At 69.2% G+C, this 16,098-nt stretch carries 14 protein-coding genes and 1 riboswitch; of the genes, 4 read left to right on the top strand and 10 right to left on the bottom strand.

The window, feature by feature from the left end; all coding sequences use genetic code 11:
* The first annotated feature begins 73 nt into the window (after positions 1 to 73).
* Positions 74 to 1,855, top strand: a complete 1,782-nt coding sequence (locus FOB47_RS11065) for a sigma-54 interaction domain-containing protein (protein ID WP_244959399.1) — start codon at positions 74 to 76, stop codon at positions 1,853 to 1,855.
* A gap of 37 nt (positions 1,856 to 1,892) precedes the next feature.
* Here the strand turns inward: FOB47_RS11065 and FOB47_RS11060 are convergent, their stop codons facing one another.
* The 7 genes from FOB47_RS11060 to thiC form a co-directional block, all read right to left on the bottom strand.
* Entirely contained in the window at positions 1,893 to 2,819 is a 927-nt protein-coding gene (locus FOB47_RS11060; protein ID WP_174781089.1) for a nucleotidyl transferase AbiEii/AbiGii toxin family protein, read from the bottom strand.
* Positions 2,812 to 3,570: a type IV toxin-antitoxin system AbiEi family antitoxin domain-containing protein gene (locus FOB47_RS11055; protein ID WP_174781088.1), complete on the bottom strand. Its 759-nt coding sequence runs from the start codon at positions 3,568 to 3,570 to the stop codon at positions 2,812 to 2,814. The genes FOB47_RS11060 and FOB47_RS11055 overlap by 8 nt, the downstream gene beginning before the upstream one ends.
* A gap of 165 nt (positions 3,571 to 3,735) precedes the next feature.
* Positions 3,736 to 4,905 carry a thiamine phosphate synthase gene (locus FOB47_RS11050; protein ID WP_053820925.1) on the bottom strand — a complete coding sequence of 390 codons (1,170 nt, stop codon included), beginning with the start codon at positions 4,903 to 4,905 and terminating at the stop codon, positions 3,736 to 3,738.
* A complete protein-coding gene (locus FOB47_RS11045) occupies positions 4,902 to 5,729 on the bottom strand; it encodes a thiazole synthase (RefSeq protein WP_053820924.1) in 828 nt (275 codons plus the stop codon). The genes FOB47_RS11050 and FOB47_RS11045 overlap by 4 nt, the downstream gene beginning before the upstream one ends.
* 4 nt (positions 5,730 to 5,733) lie before the next feature.
* Positions 5,734 to 5,931: a sulfur carrier protein ThiS gene (gene thiS / locus FOB47_RS11040; protein ID WP_053820923.1), complete on the bottom strand. Its 198-nt coding sequence runs from the start codon at positions 5,929 to 5,931 to the stop codon at positions 5,734 to 5,736.
* A 131-nt stretch (positions 5,932 to 6,062) separates the two neighbouring features.
* Positions 6,063 to 7,259 (bottom strand): FAD-dependent oxidoreductase, encoded by a 1,197-nt coding sequence (locus tag FOB47_RS11035; protein WP_174781087.1) that lies wholly within the window; start codon positions 7,257 to 7,259, stop codon positions 6,063 to 6,065.
* Between the two features lie 172 nt (positions 7,260 to 7,431).
* Positions 7,432 to 9,330, bottom strand: coding sequence for a phosphomethylpyrimidine synthase ThiC (thiC, locus tag FOB47_RS11030; protein WP_174781086.1), 1,899 nt, complete (start codon positions 9,328 to 9,330; stop codon positions 7,432 to 7,434).
* Positions 9,331 to 9,434: 104 nt separating this feature from the next.
* A riboswitch (TPP riboswitch) is annotated at positions 9,435 to 9,536 on the bottom strand.
* Positions 9,537 to 9,789: 253 nt separating this feature from the next.
* Here thiC and FOB47_RS11025 point away from each other — a divergent pair.
* A complete protein-coding gene (locus FOB47_RS11025; RefSeq protein WP_174781085.1) occupies positions 9,790 to 11,457 on the top strand; it encodes an acyl-CoA dehydrogenase family protein in 1,668 nt (555 codons plus the stop codon).
* Between the two features lie 21 nt (positions 11,458 to 11,478).
* Here the strand turns inward: FOB47_RS11025 and FOB47_RS11020 are convergent, their stop codons facing one another.
* The 3 genes from FOB47_RS11020 to FOB47_RS11010 all read right to left on the bottom strand — a co-directional run bounded on the left by FOB47_RS11020 (position 11,479) and on the right by FOB47_RS11010 (position 14,834).
* Complete coding sequence (locus tag FOB47_RS11020) at positions 11,479 to 11,910, bottom strand: hypothetical protein (protein WP_174781084.1); 432 nt, start codon at positions 11,908 to 11,910, stop codon at positions 11,479 to 11,481.
* A gap of 144 nt (positions 11,911 to 12,054) precedes the next feature.
* On the bottom strand, positions 12,055 to 13,626 hold the full coding sequence (locus FOB47_RS11015; protein ID WP_174781083.1) for a GMC family oxidoreductase: 1,572 nt from the start codon (positions 13,624 to 13,626) through the stop codon (positions 12,055 to 12,057).
* Positions 13,627 to 13,880: 254 nt separating this feature from the next.
* Positions 13,881 to 14,834, bottom strand: coding sequence for a Kdo hydroxylase KdoO (locus tag FOB47_RS11010; RefSeq protein ID WP_053820919.1), 954 nt, complete (start codon positions 14,832 to 14,834; stop codon positions 13,881 to 13,883).
* Positions 14,835 to 15,057: 223 nt separating this feature from the next.
* On the opposite strand from FOB47_RS11010, the gene FOB47_RS11005 reads away from it, so the two are divergent.
* Both FOB47_RS11005 and FOB47_RS11000 read left to right on the top strand, forming a co-directional pair.
* On the top strand, positions 15,058 to 15,597 hold the full coding sequence (locus FOB47_RS11005; RefSeq protein WP_174781082.1) for an Hsp20/alpha crystallin family protein: 540 nt from the start codon (positions 15,058 to 15,060) through the stop codon (positions 15,595 to 15,597).
* Positions 15,598 to 15,628: 31 nt separating this feature from the next.
* Complete coding sequence (locus tag FOB47_RS11000) at positions 15,629 to 16,051, top strand: Hsp20/alpha crystallin family protein (RefSeq protein ID WP_082371369.1); 423 nt, start codon at positions 15,629 to 15,631, stop codon at positions 16,049 to 16,051.
* The last annotated feature ends 47 nt before the right edge of the window (positions 16,052 to 16,098 follow it).

Genomic DNA, 16,098 nt, shown 5'->3' with positions numbered 1-16,098 from the left:
CCGGACACTTCGATGTCCGCCATGGAGACAGCCTTTGTCGTCATTGAAGACACACACCGGGACATCGCCCTGCATGCCGGACGCCGTGGGCGCGCTGGTGATCGGCCGGGACGGACACGTCGCCACGGCGAGCGGCATCGCGCGCGACGACGCACTGGCTCGCGCTGCGCTGGCCGCGCTGGCCCAAGCCACCGATTCCGACGCCGCAGGGGCGGCCCGCCCCTTCGCCGATGAAGAGGCCGGCATCCGTCCGTATCTGTTCGAGGTGGCCGCGCCCGGCGCCGAGGCAACGCGCCATATCGCGCTGGCGCTGGACGACGGCACCACGAAGCTGGTGCTGCTGCACCGTCCGGGCAGTGCCACCGCGCTGTTCGATTTCCTCGGCGCCGTGCCGTTTGCGGGCGCCATCCTCGAGCACTTCATCACCAACCCGTATCAGGCGATCACCGTGGCGGACCGCGACGGCCGCATGCGCTATATCAGCCCGGTGCACGAGCGCTTTCTCGGGCTGCGCACCGGCGAGGGCATCGGCCAGCCCGCCGAGCGCGTGATTCCCAACTCGCGGCTGCCGCAGGTCGCGGCCACCGGCAAGGCCGAAATCGGGCAGCTGCAGCGGATGAACGGCGTCACGCGCGTGGTCAACCGCATCCCGATCGTCCAGCACGGGGAGGTGGTCGGCGCGATCGGCCAGGTCCTGTTCAAGGAACCCGAGGCGATCGCGCGAATGCACAAGGAGGTCAGCGAATTGCGTTCGCAGGTCGCGCACTACCGGCGCGCGCTGGACGATCTGCGCGGCGGCCCCGGCCGGCTGATCGGCGACAGCGCGCCGATGCAGCGGCTGCGGCGCGAGATCGAGACGGTGGCACGGCTCGACGTGCCGGTGCTGATCCTGGGCGAAAGCGGCACCGGCAAGGAGCTCGTCGCGCGGGCGATCCACGAGGCAAGCCAGCGCGACGGCGGCGACACGCGCGACGGCAAGCCGCTGGTCAGCCTGAACCTGGCCGCGTTGCCGGCCACGCTGATCGAGTCGGAACTGTTCGGCCACGCCGCCGGCGCCTTCACCGGCAGCCGCCGCCAGGGCCAGGCCGGCAAGCTGGAACAGGCGGCCGGCGGCACGCTGTTTCTCGACGAGGTCGCCGATATCCCGATGGAGATGCAGGTCAAGCTGCTGCGCGTGCTCGAGGACCACCTGGTCGAGCGCATCGGCAGCCGGCAGGCGCGCCGCATCGACTTCCGGCTGGTGGCGGCGACCAACCGCGACATCCAGGCGCTGATCGACGCCGGCCGCTTTCGGCTGGACCTGTACTACCGCTTGAGCGGCGTGGTGCTGCGCATCCCGGCGCTGCGCCAGCGCCGCGAGGACATCCCCGCGCTGCTGCAGCACTTCGTGCAGGCCTTCTGCCAGCGCAACAACGTACCGGTGCCCACCATCGACAGCGCGGTGCCCCGCCACCTGGCCGAACGGCCATGGCCCGGCAATATCCGCCAGCTACGGCAGAAGATCGAGGAAGCGCTGGTGTTCTGCGACGGCGGGCGCCTGCGCGTGGCCGACTTTGCCCGCGGCGACGAAAGCGCGACGGCGGCCCTGGCGGCCGACGCCGCGCCGCACCCGCTGGCGAGAAGCTATGCCGAACACGAGGGGGAAGACGAGCCGCGCGGCGAGACACCGACGGCCATTGCGACCACGCCGCCTTCCCGCCCCGCCGCGCTGCGGGAACTGGCTTACGAAGCCGCGCTCAAGGCCATTGCCGACCATGGCGGCAACAAGAAACGCGCCGCGCAGGCGCTGGGAATTTCGCGCTCGCATTTGTACACGTTGCTGGCGCGGGGGACGGGTGATGGAGCGAATCGATAGCGGGCCACGGTGACCCTTGCCGTGGCGCCGCGACAATTCAATGCCCTTGCGCGACGAACGCCGCTTCGAGCAGTTCCACTTGCCTTGCAAACTCCGCGGGGCGCCGCTGGCGAAACGTTTCCAGATTGCCGACTTTCCATCGCAATGCCGGCAGTTCCGCGACATGTCTGCACTCGAGCAGCGACCAGTCCGGCGTGGCTCGGGATAGCCCGGTCAGGAACCGCCTGTGCCGCTCGCTCAGCCGCCTTGGCAGTTCGTCCTTCAGCCGTATCCGGGTATCGATCAGTGTCTTCAGGGAGCAGTCGACCTCCGTCATGCCTATAAAGGCGCGGTGATACTCGCCACTGATTTCCTTGTCGTTGCCGAACAGCACCTCATGGATGGGCCGATTGTGGCCGGCGACATAGGTGACGAAGCACTCCACCATGCCGTCCGTGATCCCACCCGATTCGTACAGCCGCCATACGTCGAAGAGGTCACGAGGATGCTGCCTGTCCAGCGCAGCCACCAGTTTGCCGGCGTAGAGCTCATCGGTGGCGAGAATCGGCACGTCAAACTCGACACCGAAGAGATCGGCGGTCCTTGCGCTCAACGCTCGTCGCTCGACTGGCAGCACGGTGCCACGAAATACCAGGTTGACCTCGACCTTCACCTGGCTGATGTCGTTGTCGACGATCAGCTTGGTTTCGCGCTGATCGCGTGCGCCGATCATCCTCGTGCGAAAGCCAAGCGCCGCCGCGCGTTGCGCGATAGCAGTCAGTTCGCGATGGATGGCAAGCATCGCGTCCTCTCTCAGCACGTCGCGCGGAAGGTAGACCACGTCGATGTCCACGGAGAGGCGAGGCATATCGCGGACGAACAGATTGATGGCAGTGCCACCCTTCATGGCGAACAGGTCGCTGGCGAAAACCGTGGGAGCAACGGCAAGCAGGAGACGGACAGTATTGGCGTAGGCGTTATCCATGGGGCTTCAGGCTGAGCAACGTACCGTCGTCGAGACGGCTGATCCATCGCTTGTTGCTGCCTGAGCGCACCGGATACTGGGCCAGCAGGGCATCGACGTCGACCAGTTCGGTCTCTCGGGCCCACGTCAAAAAGAGGCGAACGGCCTTGACGCTGGTACAGCACGATAGCAATCGTCCGAGCAGGTCCTTGCGAGGGGAGCGTAAGACGTCGAAGACGTTACGCGCCTCCTCAAGGCCTTGCTTAACACCCACCTCGTAAAGCATCTCAAGTGCGGCACGTTCGGGAGCCGACACGCTGACGCCGTTCGACATGCCGGGCGGAGTCATCAGCGTTCGATCGGCCAATGCGCGATCCGGCCAATCGAACAGGCGCGCGTGCACGTAGCGAGCAGGATGTCGCGCGGTGAACCACTCCGGAAGCGAAAAACGGGCATCGCCCCAAACGACGATGGCTTCGCGGGACCCCAGGTTGTGTCGCATGCCTTGCCAGGCCAGAGCCGTCTTGCCGCCTACGTGGAAGCCGGGCACTTGCCGCTGCAGGAAACGTAGCGAACCATCGATGCCGAAGTCATCGTTCGTGAAGGCATAGACGCCTTGGGCAAGGCGAACCAGCCAGCCGCCATCGGCATAGCGCGCGGCAAGTTGAGGCGACACGCCCAATTCCCGCAATGTCGCAAGGCTGAACGGCGCCCCCCGGTGCAGACCGGTCTGCAAGCGTTTGATTATCTGGTAGCGAGAAACTTCAACCATCGTTGAAGAATAGCACCATATCTAAACACTTGCGGCAAACCCGATTAGCACGGGCGGAACAATTAGAACCTTGATGTATTTCTGGAGCAAAATCTAATCAAAGGGCGCGGCGCATGAGGCACTGCCCCCATGAGCGTGGCGGACAGCACGGTGCCGCCCGGCGCTTCAACCAGCCTGCCCGAACGCCGCCATCAGCCGCGCCACCGCCGCCGGCACGTCGGCCGCCTCGGTGATCGCGCGCACCACGGCCGCGCTGCCGACGCCCGCTTCCAGCACTTGCGGCAGGTTGCCCGCGTCGACGCCACCGATGCCGACCAGCGCCGGCACCTGCTCGCGCATCAGGCGGGCATAGGCGTAAAAGCGTCCCAGCCCTTGCGGCTGGGTCGGCATCACCTTGGTGGTGGTCGGAAAGATGGCGCCGAGCGCCAGGTAGCTGGGGCGCAGCGGCGCGACGCGCAGCATCTCGGCGTAGCCGTGCGTGGAAACGCCGAGCCGCAGGCCGGAGGCGCGCAGCGCGTCCAGGTCGGCTTCGTCCAGGTCTTCCTGGCCCAGGTGGATGCCGTAGATGCCGCTGCCCGCGCTGTCGTTGCCGTGCGCGGCGTGGTAGTCCAGCGCGGCGCGCCAATGATCGTTGATGAACAGCCGGCTGCGGCTGCCGCGCGCGGCGAGCGCCGAGCGGGCGATCTGCTCGCGCACCGCGGCGGCGTCGTCGGACTTGAAACGCAGCTGCACGGTCGGCACCCCGAGCGGCACCAGCCGTTCGATCCAGTCGGCGGTCGGCACCACGGCGTAGAGGCCGAGGCGCGCCGGGCATGGCACGAACGGTTCGGCCGACTGCTCGGGCGCGACCAGCGCGGCGTGCCGCACGCGCGGGAAGCGCGAGAATTCGGCGGGCCAGTCCAGCGAGCCGGGCCGCCAGGCGCGCGCCAGGCACAGCGCGTCGTGCGCCGGGAAATGCAGCGCCAGCGCGGCCAGCAGCGTGGCGACGAAGGCCGGCGACTGCGCGGCATCGTCGTTGGCGTCGGCCCGCGTGGCAAACACCCAGGTCCCCATCGGCGAGCGCACCGTGTCGATCCACTGGCCCCCCTCGCGCTCGGTCTGGATCAGCATCGCGCCGCGTGCGGCGACGCGTTCGAGCGTCGCGGCATCGAGCTCGCCGTCCGCCAGCAGCAGATCCGTCTGGCTCAGCGTCTCGGCGACATCGGCATGCAGCGTGTCCTGCAGCCGCCAGGCGCGCCAGCCGCGGTCGGCCACGCCGAAGGTTTCGCCATGGCGCGCGACCAGTGCGGATTGCAGCGCCGTATCGAGCGGCATCGGCGTCGGTTGGCGCGTCATGCGTGCTCCTGTGCGTGCCAGAACGGCATGCCGACCACCGGCGTGCTGGCCTGCGCGATCTCGCGCTCGGGCATCGGTCCGGCCAGATAGGCCAGGCGCCCGGCTTCGACGGCACGCGCGAAGGCGCGCGCCATCTCGATCGGATAGGCGGCCTGTGCCACCGCGGTGTTCAGCAGCACGCCGTCGTAGCCCCATTCGAGCACCTGCGCCGCATGCGACGGCAGGCCCAGGCCCGCGTCGACGATCAGCGGGGTGTCCGGCAGGCGGTCGCGCAGCACCCGCATCGCATGCGGATTGACCGCGCCCTTGCCGGTGCCGATCGGCGCGGCCCACGGCATCAGCGCCTGGCAGCCGGCGTCCAGCAGGCGGCGGCACAGCACCAGATCCTCGGTGCAATACGGCAGCACCTTGAACCCTTCCTTGATCAGCGTCTCGGCCACCGCCGGCAGGTTCAGCGTGTCCGGCTGCAACGTGTAGTCGTCGCCGACCAGCTCCAGCTTGATCCAGTCGGTCTCGAACACCTCGCGCGCCATCATCGCGGTGGTGATGGCTTCTTGCGCCGCCATGCAGCCGGCGGTATTGGGCAGCACCGGCACCTGCATCGACTTGAGCATCTGCCAGAAGGCCTGGCCGCCCTCGCCGTCGCCGACCGCGCCCTGGCGGCGCAGCGCCACCGTCAGCATGGCCGGCTTCGAGGCTTCGACCGCGGATTGCAGCGTCGCCGGAGACGGATAGCGCGCCGTGCCGAGCAGCAGGCGCGAGGAAAACGATTCGCCGTAGAGCACGAAGGGATCGCGCACGGCATCCTGGGTCGGGAAGGTCATGGGATCAGCCTCCGGTAACGGGTTGCACGAGATCGATGCGGTCGCCGGCGGACAGCGGCGTGTCCGCATGCGCGGCCCGCGGCACGAAGCGGCCGTTCAGCGCCGCGGCGAACGGTGGCGGGATCTGCGCCGCGGCCACCGCGTCGGCCAGCGTGGCCGGCGCATCGAGCGCCAGCGGCTTGCCATTGAGCAGGATTTCCATGGTGTTCAGCGCGTGTGTCATCGATTGGGAGGAGCCGGGCAAGGCGGCGCTCGACGAACGAACGCCTTGCGCGGTGGCGTCGGATTCAGCGGCGCTGGATGGCGTCGCGCGGGAGGGCCTCGAGGCTGGCATCAATGCAGCACCGCATTGCCATGCACGGGCGCGATCATGCCCGGCCAGCGCGTCGACGCGGGCACCGCATGCGCAGCGGGATCGCCGTCGGCCAGCGCGCGCACGACTTCGCAGGCCGCCTCGACCACCGCCGGCGCGATCAGGAAGCCATGCCGGTACAGGCCGTTCAGGCGCACCACGCGCGCCTCCTCGTCGACCCGCACCGCGGGCAGATGATCGGGACGCGTGGGCCGGCGCTGCACGTTCAGCTCGAGCACGCGCGCCTCGCCGAAGGCCGGATGCAGCGAATACGCGGCCGACAGCAGCTCCAGCGCCGAGCGCACGCTCATCGGCGAGTCGTCCTCGCTTTCCAGTTCGGTGGCGCCGATCACGTACAGATGATTGGGCTTGGGCGCGATATAGATCGGGTAACGCGGATGCAGCAGCCGCACCGGCCGGTGCAGCGAAACCTCGGGCGCGAACACGCGCACCACCTCGCCGCGCAGGCCGCGCAGGCCCGGCATCCCGCCCCCGCCGACGGCCCCCTCGGCGGGCCACGCGGCACGCGCGCCCAGGCCGCGGCAATCGAGCACCACGCGCGCGTCGATGCCAAGCCGCGGCAGATCGCGCTCGTCGATCTCGCCCGCTTCCCAGACGCAATGGACGCCGGCGGAAACCGCGCAGGCCAGCAGCGCGCGCAACGTGCCGCGGTTGTCCAGCTGGCCCTCGCCCTCGAGCAGCAGCCCTTGCTGGAAGCGGCCCGCCAGCGCGGGCTCCAGCGACGCGATGCCGGCCGCGTCGAGCCGGCGCAGACGCTCGGCAACCAGTTCCGGCGGCGACACGGCGCGAATGCGGCTGGTGAACAACGGCATCTCGCCGCGGTCGTGGGCGTGCCAGACCACCAGCGTGCCGTCCTGCTGGAAGAAGACCGGGTCGACCGCGGTGGGCTCGTCCGCCTGTTCGGCGTTCAGTTCGGCCACCCATGCGCGCCACAGGTCCACGCTGGCGATGCCGAGCTCGACGATGCGGCGCTCGCTGATGGCCGATTCGGCCAGCGGCGCGAGCATCGCGGCGGCGACATGGGCGGCCGCGCCCGCGCCATCGGGACCGGCGCGTTCGACCAGGGCCACGCGCTGGCCGCTGCGGACCAGGCGCCAGGCGGCCAGGCGTCCGGCCAGGCCGGCGCCGAGAATGGCGACGTCAAACTGCTGTTTCATGGGTGTATTGTGCCAGCCCGGCCGCGGGCGGCCCGGGTACATCGAATTCGAAAGGAAGCCGCTCCGCCGCCCCCGCGCACGCGGGGGCCAGCGTCCCGCTCTCGCCGCAGCGAGAAGAAGGCGCCCGATTCCCGCATGCGCGGGAACGACGGGCCGGCTTTCGCCAGTCGATTTACGAGTAGATCTTGCCGCCCTTGCTGACGAACTCGATCGACTTTTCCTGCATGCCGCGCTCCGCTGCCGCGGCCTCGTCGGACTTCAGCGAGGCGGCGTAGTCGCGCACGTCCTGCGTGATCTTCATCGAGCAGAACTTCGGACCGCACATCGAGCAGAAGTGCGCGATCTTGGCGCCTTCGGCGGGCAGCGTCGCATCGTGGAAGGAGCGCGCGCGTTCCGGATCGAGGCCCAGGTTGAACTGGTCCTCCCAGCGGAACTCGAAGCGCGCCTTCGACAGCGCGTTGTCGCGCAACTGCGCGCCGGGCCAGCCCTTGGCCAGATCGGCGGCATGCGCGGCGATCTTGTAGGTGATGATGCCCTCGCGCACGTCTTCCTTGTCCGGCAGGCCCAGGTGCTCCTTCGGCGTGACGTAGCACAGCATCGCCGTGCCCATCCAGCCGATATTGGCCGCGCCGATGCCGCTGGTGATGTGGTCGTAGCCGGGAGCGATGTCGGTGACCAGCGGTCCGAGCGTATAGAACGGGGCCTCGTAGCAGTGCTTGAGCTCCTCGTCCATGTTGGCCTGGATGCGCTGCAGCGGCACGTGGCCCGGGCCTTCGATCATCACCTGCACGTCGTGCTTCCACGCCTTGGCGGTCAGCTCGCCCAGCGTGCGCAGCTCGCCGAACTGCGCCTCGTCGTTCGAGTCGGCGATGCAGCCCGGACGCAAGCCGTCGCCGAGGCTGAACGACACGTCATAGGCCTTCATGATTTCGCAGATCTCGTCGAAGTGCGTGTACAGGAAGTTTTCCTTGTGGTGGGCCAGGCACCATTTCGCCATGATCGAGCCGCCGCGCGAGACGATGCCCGTCACGCGGTCGGCGGTCAGCGGCACATAGCGCAGCAGCACGCCGGCGTGGATCGTGAAGTAGTCCACGCCCTGCTCGGCCTGCTCGATCAGCGTGTCGCGGAACATCTCCCAGGTCAGGTCCTCGGCGATGCCGCCGGTCTTGTCCAGCGCCTGGTAGATCGGCACCGTGCCGATCGGCACCGGCGAATTGCGCAGGATCCATTCGCGCGTCTCATGGATATGCTTGCCGGTGGACAGATCCATGATCGTGTCGGCGCCCCAGCGGATCGACCAGACCATCTTCTCGACTTCCTCGGCCAGCGACGAGGTCACCGCCGAATTGCCCAGGTTGCCGTTGATCTTCACGCGGAAATTGCGGCCGATGATCATCGGCTCGAGCTCCGTGTGGTTGATGTTCGCGGGGATGATCGCGCGGCCCGCGGCCACTTCCTGGCGCACGAATTCGGGCGTGATGTCCTCCGGCCGCAGCGGCAGGCCGGCACCCAGCGCATTGCCGGGATGCTGGCGCAGCAGCGCCTTGTACTCGGGCTTGTCGTACAGCGCCTGCAGGTTCAGCGATTCGCGCAGCGCCACGTATTCCATCTCCGGCGTCACGATGCCGCGGCGGGCGTAGTGCATCTGCGTGACATTGGCGCCGGCCTTGGCGCGGCGGGGATTGGTCAGCTGCGCGAAACGCAGGTGCGCGGTGGCCGGATCGTTGGCCCGTGCGCGGCCGTACTCGGACGACAGGCCCGGCAGCACCTCGGTATCGCCGCGTTCCTCGATCCATTTGGCCCGAACCGGCGGCAGGCCGGCCTTCAGGTCGATGCGCACGTCGGGGTCGCTGTACGGGCCCGAGGTGTCGTAGACCGGGATCGGCGGGTTCGGCATCTCGCCGTGCTCGGTGCGCGTCGCGGTCTGCAGGATGGTGCGCAGCGGCACGCGGATGTCCGGACGGCTGCCGGTCAGATAGGTCTTGCTCGATGCGGGGTAGGCGAACTTCTGGTCGAGATCGCTGGCGAGCGATTCGAAGGATGCGGCGGGGGCGGCGTTATTGCGGGCCATGGATATCGTCCTCTCTCTTTGGGGGATGGACGAAACCAGGAGTCCTGTGAGCATGTCCCTTCGGGACCATGCTGGCGCGGCTGGAATGCGCGCCGGCGGGAACTGCGGTCTTCAGTGAAACTTCCCACGCCGGTACTAACCGGATCGGGTTCGAAGGGACTCTCTCAGCCGCGCGGCCAATCCGCACGGCACCCCTGTTTCATCCAACGGGGCCAATTTAAGCACAAGGGAACTGGCTGCGCCAGCCTTGTTTCATTCGCACTGTGGTGCGCTGCGGTATCGGATCGGCCCGCGGCGTGACGCCCGGGCCGCCTGCGTCGGCCGCCGCCAGGGCCTCGCGCGTTGCTCTACCATGCAGACAGCGCATCCCCGCACGCGCGCCGGCCGCCGACGATTGCAACGGCAATCGCAACGGCAATGGCAGGGGCAGAGCCAGGACCGTCCGCCACAGGAGACACCATGAGCACCAGCGACGCCGCCACCCATCGCGTCTTCAACCAGGTCCCCGATCTGGCGCACCACAACCTGTTCGCCATCGACACCGCGCTCGGCGCCGCGCTCGAACGCCTGGGCGGCGGCTGGCATGCCGGCGAGCTGCGCGAGTTCGGCGCGACGCTGGGCCAGCCCGAGGTCCAGGCCTGGGCCGACCAGGCCAATCGCCATCCGCCCGAATTGCACACCCACAGCCGTACCGGCGAGCGGCTCGATCAGGTCCGCTTCGATCCGAGCTGGCACGCGCTGCTGTCGCTGCTGCGCAGCCGCCAGCTGCATGCGTTGCCGTTCGCGCAGCCGCGTCCCGGCGCCTGGGCCGCGCGCACCGCCGGCTATTTCCTGCAGGCGCAGCTCGAGTCGGGCTCGCTGTGCCCGGCGACGATGACCTTCGCCAGCATCCCGGTGCTGCAGAAGGAGGCTGCGCTGTTCAGCGAGCTGGCGCCGCGGCTCTATGCGACCGCGCACGATCCGGAGGATCTGCCCTGGCGCGACAAGCGCGCGGTGATGATCGGCATGGGCATGACCGAGAAGCAGGGCGGCTCCGACGTGCGCGCCAACACCACGGTGGCACGGCCGGTGCGCGGCGAGGGCCGGGGCGCCGAGTACGCGCTGACCGGCCACAAGTGGTTCTTCTCCGCGCCGATGTGCGACGCGCACCTGGTGGTCGCCCGCATGGGCGCCGAGGACGGGCCGCCGTCCTGCTTCTTCGTGCCGCGCTTTCGCGACGACGGCAGCCGCAACGCGATCCAGATCCAGCGGCTCAAGGACAAGCTGGGCAACCGCTCCAATGCCAGCAGCGAGGTCGAATTCCGCGGCGCCAGCGGCATCCTGATCGGCGAAGAGGGACGCGGCATTCCGACCATCATCGAGATGGCCACCAATACCCGGCTCGATTGCGTGATCGGCAGCGCCGCGCTGCTGCGGACCGCGCTGGTGCAGTCGATCCACCATGCGCGCCATCGCAGCGCGTTCGGCAAGCGGCTCGCCGACCAGCCGCTGATGCGCAATGTGCTGGCCGATCTCGCGCTCGAGAGCGAGGCCGCGACGCTGCTGATGATGGAGCTCGCCCATGCGTTCGAACACGCAGCCACCGACCCGCTGGCCGGCGCGTGGAAGCGCATCGTGACGCCCGCCGCCAAGTTCTGGATCTGCAAGCGCGCGATCGAGGCGACCGGCGAGGCGATGGAGGTCTGGGGCGGCAACGGCTACGTCGAGGAAGGGCCGATGGCGCGGCTCTACCGCGAGGCGCCGGTCAATTCGATCTGGGAAGGGTCTGGCAACATCATGTGCCTGGACGTACTGCGCGCGATCCAGCGCAGTCCCGACGATGCGCTGCGCTTGCTGCAGGATCTCGGCCAGCGCGCCGGCGGGCATGCCGCGGTGCGCGCCGAACTGGCTTCGCTGCAGGCGATGCTGCGCGCCGCGCCGGAAGAACTGGAAACCCGCGCGCGCCGCTTCGCGCAGGGTCTGGTGCTGACCGCGCAGGCGGCGCTGATGCTGGCGCACGCCGATGCCGACAGCGCCGAGCGCTTCGTCGCCAGCCGGCTCGAGCGGCAGCATGGCCGCGTGTTCGGCACGCTCGACGGCAGCGCGGCACAGCTGGGCAAGCTGATCGAGCGAGCCTGGCCGGTTTGATCGCGGCAGTTGCGGTCAGTTCTACTCGTTGGACTCGCCGTCGCGCAGCAGGCGCCGACATTGATCCAGATAGAACAGGCAGCAGGTGCCGCACCACAGGCCAGTGGCTGCGATGATCATTGCCACGCCAGGGTGGAGCGCTTGCGGGTCGCCGCGGACCAGCACAACGGCGCCGGCCAGGCCGATCGGCAGCGACATGGCCGTCGCCATGACCGCTGTCGCCAGCGCGCGATGATGGCGCGTCAAGGCCCCGAGGGCGATCCAGGCACGCCGCAATCCGTCGGCGCCAGGATCGCGGGCGTTGTCGCCCTCGGTTTCGATCCAGTCGATCCGATGGGGCGACAGCGGAGCGTTGGCGTTGGCGGCGCCGGGCGGCTGACGATGGCGCGCATCCGCGGGGGGCCGGCCGGCATGCCAGGCCGCGGCGGCCCTGGGGGTCCCTGTGCTTTGCACGGTGACTCTCCTTTCCATGGTGGGCTCACAGCATAAGGCTGGTCGCCGCCGCACAGGCTGCTGCGCGAGTATCGGCGTACCGAAAATGGGAAAAAATGCGGCGAAAGCAGGGGAAAACCGGCACCCGCGGGGCGAGCGTGGCGCTCAGGCGCGCGCCAGCAAGGTCTCCAGCGCGCGCAGCCGCACCCGCGGACCGTGACGGATCAGGTCGTGCGCGCGCTCGCCGATCATGATCGCCGGCGCATCGGCATCGCCGCCGGCCAGCGTCGGCATGATCGACGCATCGGCGACGCGCAGCGCCTCGACGCCGCGCACGCGCAATTGCGGATCGACCACCGACAGCGCATCGATGCCCATCCGGCAGGTGCCGGCCGGCCGCTCCGCGGCCTCGGCATGGGCGCGGACCAGCGCATCGATGGCCGCCTCGTCACCGGGATCGGCGCGCACCCCGCCGCAATACAGCGCCTTGCCGCCGAACGCGGCCAGCGGGGGCTGGGCGAGAATGCGCCGCACCAGCGCCACGCCCGCGATCAGGTCGCGCACGTCCTGCGCGTCGCCGAGCAGCCCGGCCTCGACCAGCGGCCGCCGCTGCGGATCGCTGCCGGCCAGCCGCAACCTTCCGCGGCTGCGCGGACGCAGCAGCAGCACGCGGCATCCGTAGCTCTGGCCGTGCCCGCCGCCGTCGCCGCGCGCATGACCTGGACCGACGACGAAGCGCAGTTGCAGGTCGGGTTCCGGCAATTCGGGCTGGCTCTTCAGCAATGCGCCGGCGCTGATCGGCTCGGCCTGCGCCAGCGTGCTGCGCCGCCCGCCAAATCCGGCGCCATGCCGCAACCAGTGCCATGCCGCGGCGAACGTCCTGCCGACCGACATGCCGATCGCCGACTGGGCGCCGAACCAGCGCGGTCCGAACGATTGCCGCAGCGACGGCGGCGTCGGGCCGCGCTTGTGCAGCAGCATGCCGACCGGCTGCTGCAGGTTCAGCCCCACGCCCGGCAGATGCTGCACCACGCCGATGCCGTGTTCCTGCAGATGATCGGCGGGGCCGATGCCGGAGACCATCAGCAACTGCGGCGAGCCGATCGCGCCGGCTGCGAGCACCACCTCGCGCCGCGCGCGCAACTCGATTTGCCTGCCATGGCGCAGCGCCTGCACGCCGACCGCACGCCGTCCTTCGAAGACGATGCGCTGCGCCTGCATGCCGTGCAGAACCTGCAGATTGCCGCCGACGCCGCGATGCAGATAGGCCCGCGCGGCGCTCCACGGCTCGCCGCGATGGCGCGCGCTCTGGAACCAGCCGACACCCTCCTGCTCGGGGCCGTTGAAGTCGTCGTTGCGGGGATGGCCGGCGTGCGCGGCCGACTCGACGAAGTAGCGGGCCAGCGGCGAAGGCGCCGGCGGATCGCCGACATGCAGCGGGCCGTTGCCGCCATGCCAGGGATCGTCGTCGCGCCCCATCACGCGGGTATTGCATTCGGCGCGGCGAAAGCACGGCAGTACGTCGTCCCAGGACCAGCCGTCGCAACCGGCCTCGGCCCAGCCGTCGTAGTCGGATGGCGCGCCGCGCAGATAGGGGCCCCAGTCCGGCGCGTCATCGTCGGGCCAGGCGGCCTCGAGCAGGGCGATCGATTCGCTGCCGCTGTCGGCGAGCCTGCCGGCCAGCGCGCATGCCGCCGCGCCGCCCCCGATCACGATGTAATCGAAACTGGTGTCCATTTGTCCCCTCGCACGATGGCAAGTCGGCGCGCCGCTCGCTCGCGCGTCGGGCCGCCGCCGAAGGCTGGCGGACGGGGCGCGAACGCGGTCTATGCTGCCCAGTGTAGGCGCTTTGTCGAGGGGCAGAAGAAGAACGCGGAGGGGCCGGACGAGCCCGGCGAAAGCGGCAAGGGAGACAGGGGAAAAGGCAGCGGAAAAGACCGCGGAAAGGAGGCAGGACGCGCGATCCGCGCGCCCTGCCGTTGCCGCACCGATCAGGACTTCAACATCGGCTTGCCGAGCATCCGCGACAGCACCGCTTCCGGCGAGTGCGTGTGGTCCGAAATCGCGCGCGGATCGAGGTAATAGGTCTGCTCCATCATCGCGCGGCCGCGCATCGCCGCGTGCAGCACCTGGTCGCTGAAGACGATCCAGGTCGAGCCCGGTGGGAAGTGGAATTCCTGCTGCGGCACCCTGGCCTGGTAGTCCAGGTCTGCCTTGGCCATGTCGTGCAGCTGCAGCATGCGGTGGTCGTATTCCGAACGCTCGCGCTTGGTGATATGCAGCTGCTTCATCAGCCAGGCCTGTCCCGGCCACATGCCCTTGGTACGCGGCACGAAACGTTTGGCGAAGTCGGCGAACGGCTCTCCGACGCGCCACACCCGCGGCGCCTGCGGATCGATATTGTGGAACACGCGCAGCAGCCGCTTGCCGAGCAGCGGATTGGACGGGAACGAATCGACGTGCAGCCGGGTGTCGTCCTTGCGCCAGCTGACCGGACGCCCGGCGATCTCGCTGGGCCGCAGGGAGGTGCCGGCGCGCTCCAGATGCGGACCGTATTCGGGGAACAGCGACAGCACCAGACGCTCGCTGTATTCGGCATAGCGCCGGATCAGCGCATACAGGTCGGCGAGGTCCTGCGGGCTGCCGACGGCGCCGCGCACCGCGGTGTCGTTGGCACGCAGGTTGATGTTCTTGGACTTGCCGTCGGACCAGCGGCTGTCCAGGAAGCGTTCCTCGCCCGGCTCGAAGCGGAAATGCAGATCGGGGAAATACAGCACGGCGCCCTGCTCGAGCTCGCGGCGCAGGCCGGCGGCCGTGTCGGCGCGCAGCTGCGGCGCCCAGTCGGTATAGGGCTGCGGGCGGATCAGGTCCAGTCCGCCCGGGGCGGCGGATGGCGCCGCGCCAGTCGAAGGCGCGACGCGGGGGACAGCGGTTTGAACGGACATGGGATTCCTCGGCATGCTGGCGTGTGCCACGCCTGATGGCGCGATTCTACCGCCGCGCCATCAGAGGCTTCGCGCGCCGGCGTCGCGCCACGTTTCCGACTCTTGAAGCGACGGCGTCCGACACTACATTCGTGTCGAAGCGCGCCGGCCAGGTCCGGCACGCGGGGGACCGGCCGCGCCGGTCCGAATGCATGACAGCCAGCAGCAGCAAGGAGGGAATGCCATGTATGCATCGTTGCTGAGTTCTCCGGGCAGCCTGTTTGCCGAGTTCGACCGGCTGCAGCGCGAGCTGCAACAGGTCTTCTCGGCGCCGAGCAGCATCCGCGCAGTGGCGCGCGGCGCCTTTCCGGCCGTCAATATCGGCATGACGCCGTCCAGCGTCGAGGTCTACGCGTTCGCGCCGGGTATCGATCCGTCCACGCTCGACGTCAGCGTCGACCGCGGCCTGCTGACCATCGCCGGGCGGCGCGGCGCGCGGATCGAGCGCACCGGGCAACAAGCCGCGCAGAGCGACCCGTCGGCCGACCCGCAGGCCAATCAGCAAGCCGGCCAGCAGGGCCACTCGGCACCGGGCGCGTCGAGCCTGCGCGACGACACCAACGTCTATGTGCGCGAGCGCTTCGACGGCAGCTTCCGGCGCGTGATTTCGCTGCCGGAGGACGTCGATACCGCCAGGATCGAGGCGACCTATCGCGACGGACTGCTGCGGATCTCGATCGCTCGCCAGGAAGCGGCGCAGCCGCGCCGGATCACCGTGAACTGACCCGATGATTGCACCGAGCAGGAGGTTCGACATGAACGACCAAGCCGTTACCCGGACCGATCAGGACCGGAACGTGAACGTCAGCGGGAACGCCAACGGCAACAACGGCAATGCCGGCACCAACGCGACGCTGTTGCCGCGCGTGGACGTGACCGAGGATGCGACCGGCATCACGCTGCTGGCCGACCTGCCGGGCGTGTCGCGCGACACGCTGCAGGTGCGCGCCGACCGCGACAGCCTGACCATCGAGGGCGAGATTCGCCAGGAGATGCCGGAGGGGCTGGAGCCGGTCTATGCCGAGGTGCAGATCGCGCGCTACAAGCGCGTCTTCACGCTGAGCCGCGAGCTGGACAGCAGCGCGATCTCGGCGGTGCTCAAGGACGGCGTGCTGAACCTGCGGATTCCGAAGCAGGCCGAAGCGCAGCCGCGGCGGATCGAAGTGAAGGTGGGGTGAGAGAGAAGGCGGCGATGGCGGCGTCGACACCCGCCGTCGCTGCCCTC

The sequence above is a fragment of the Cupriavidus gilardii genome, from assembly GCF_013347325.1.
Taxonomy (GTDB): Bacteria; Pseudomonadota; Gammaproteobacteria; order Burkholderiales; family Burkholderiaceae; genus Cupriavidus; species Cupriavidus gilardii.
This window is presented reverse-complemented; position numbering and strand designations above follow the sequence as displayed.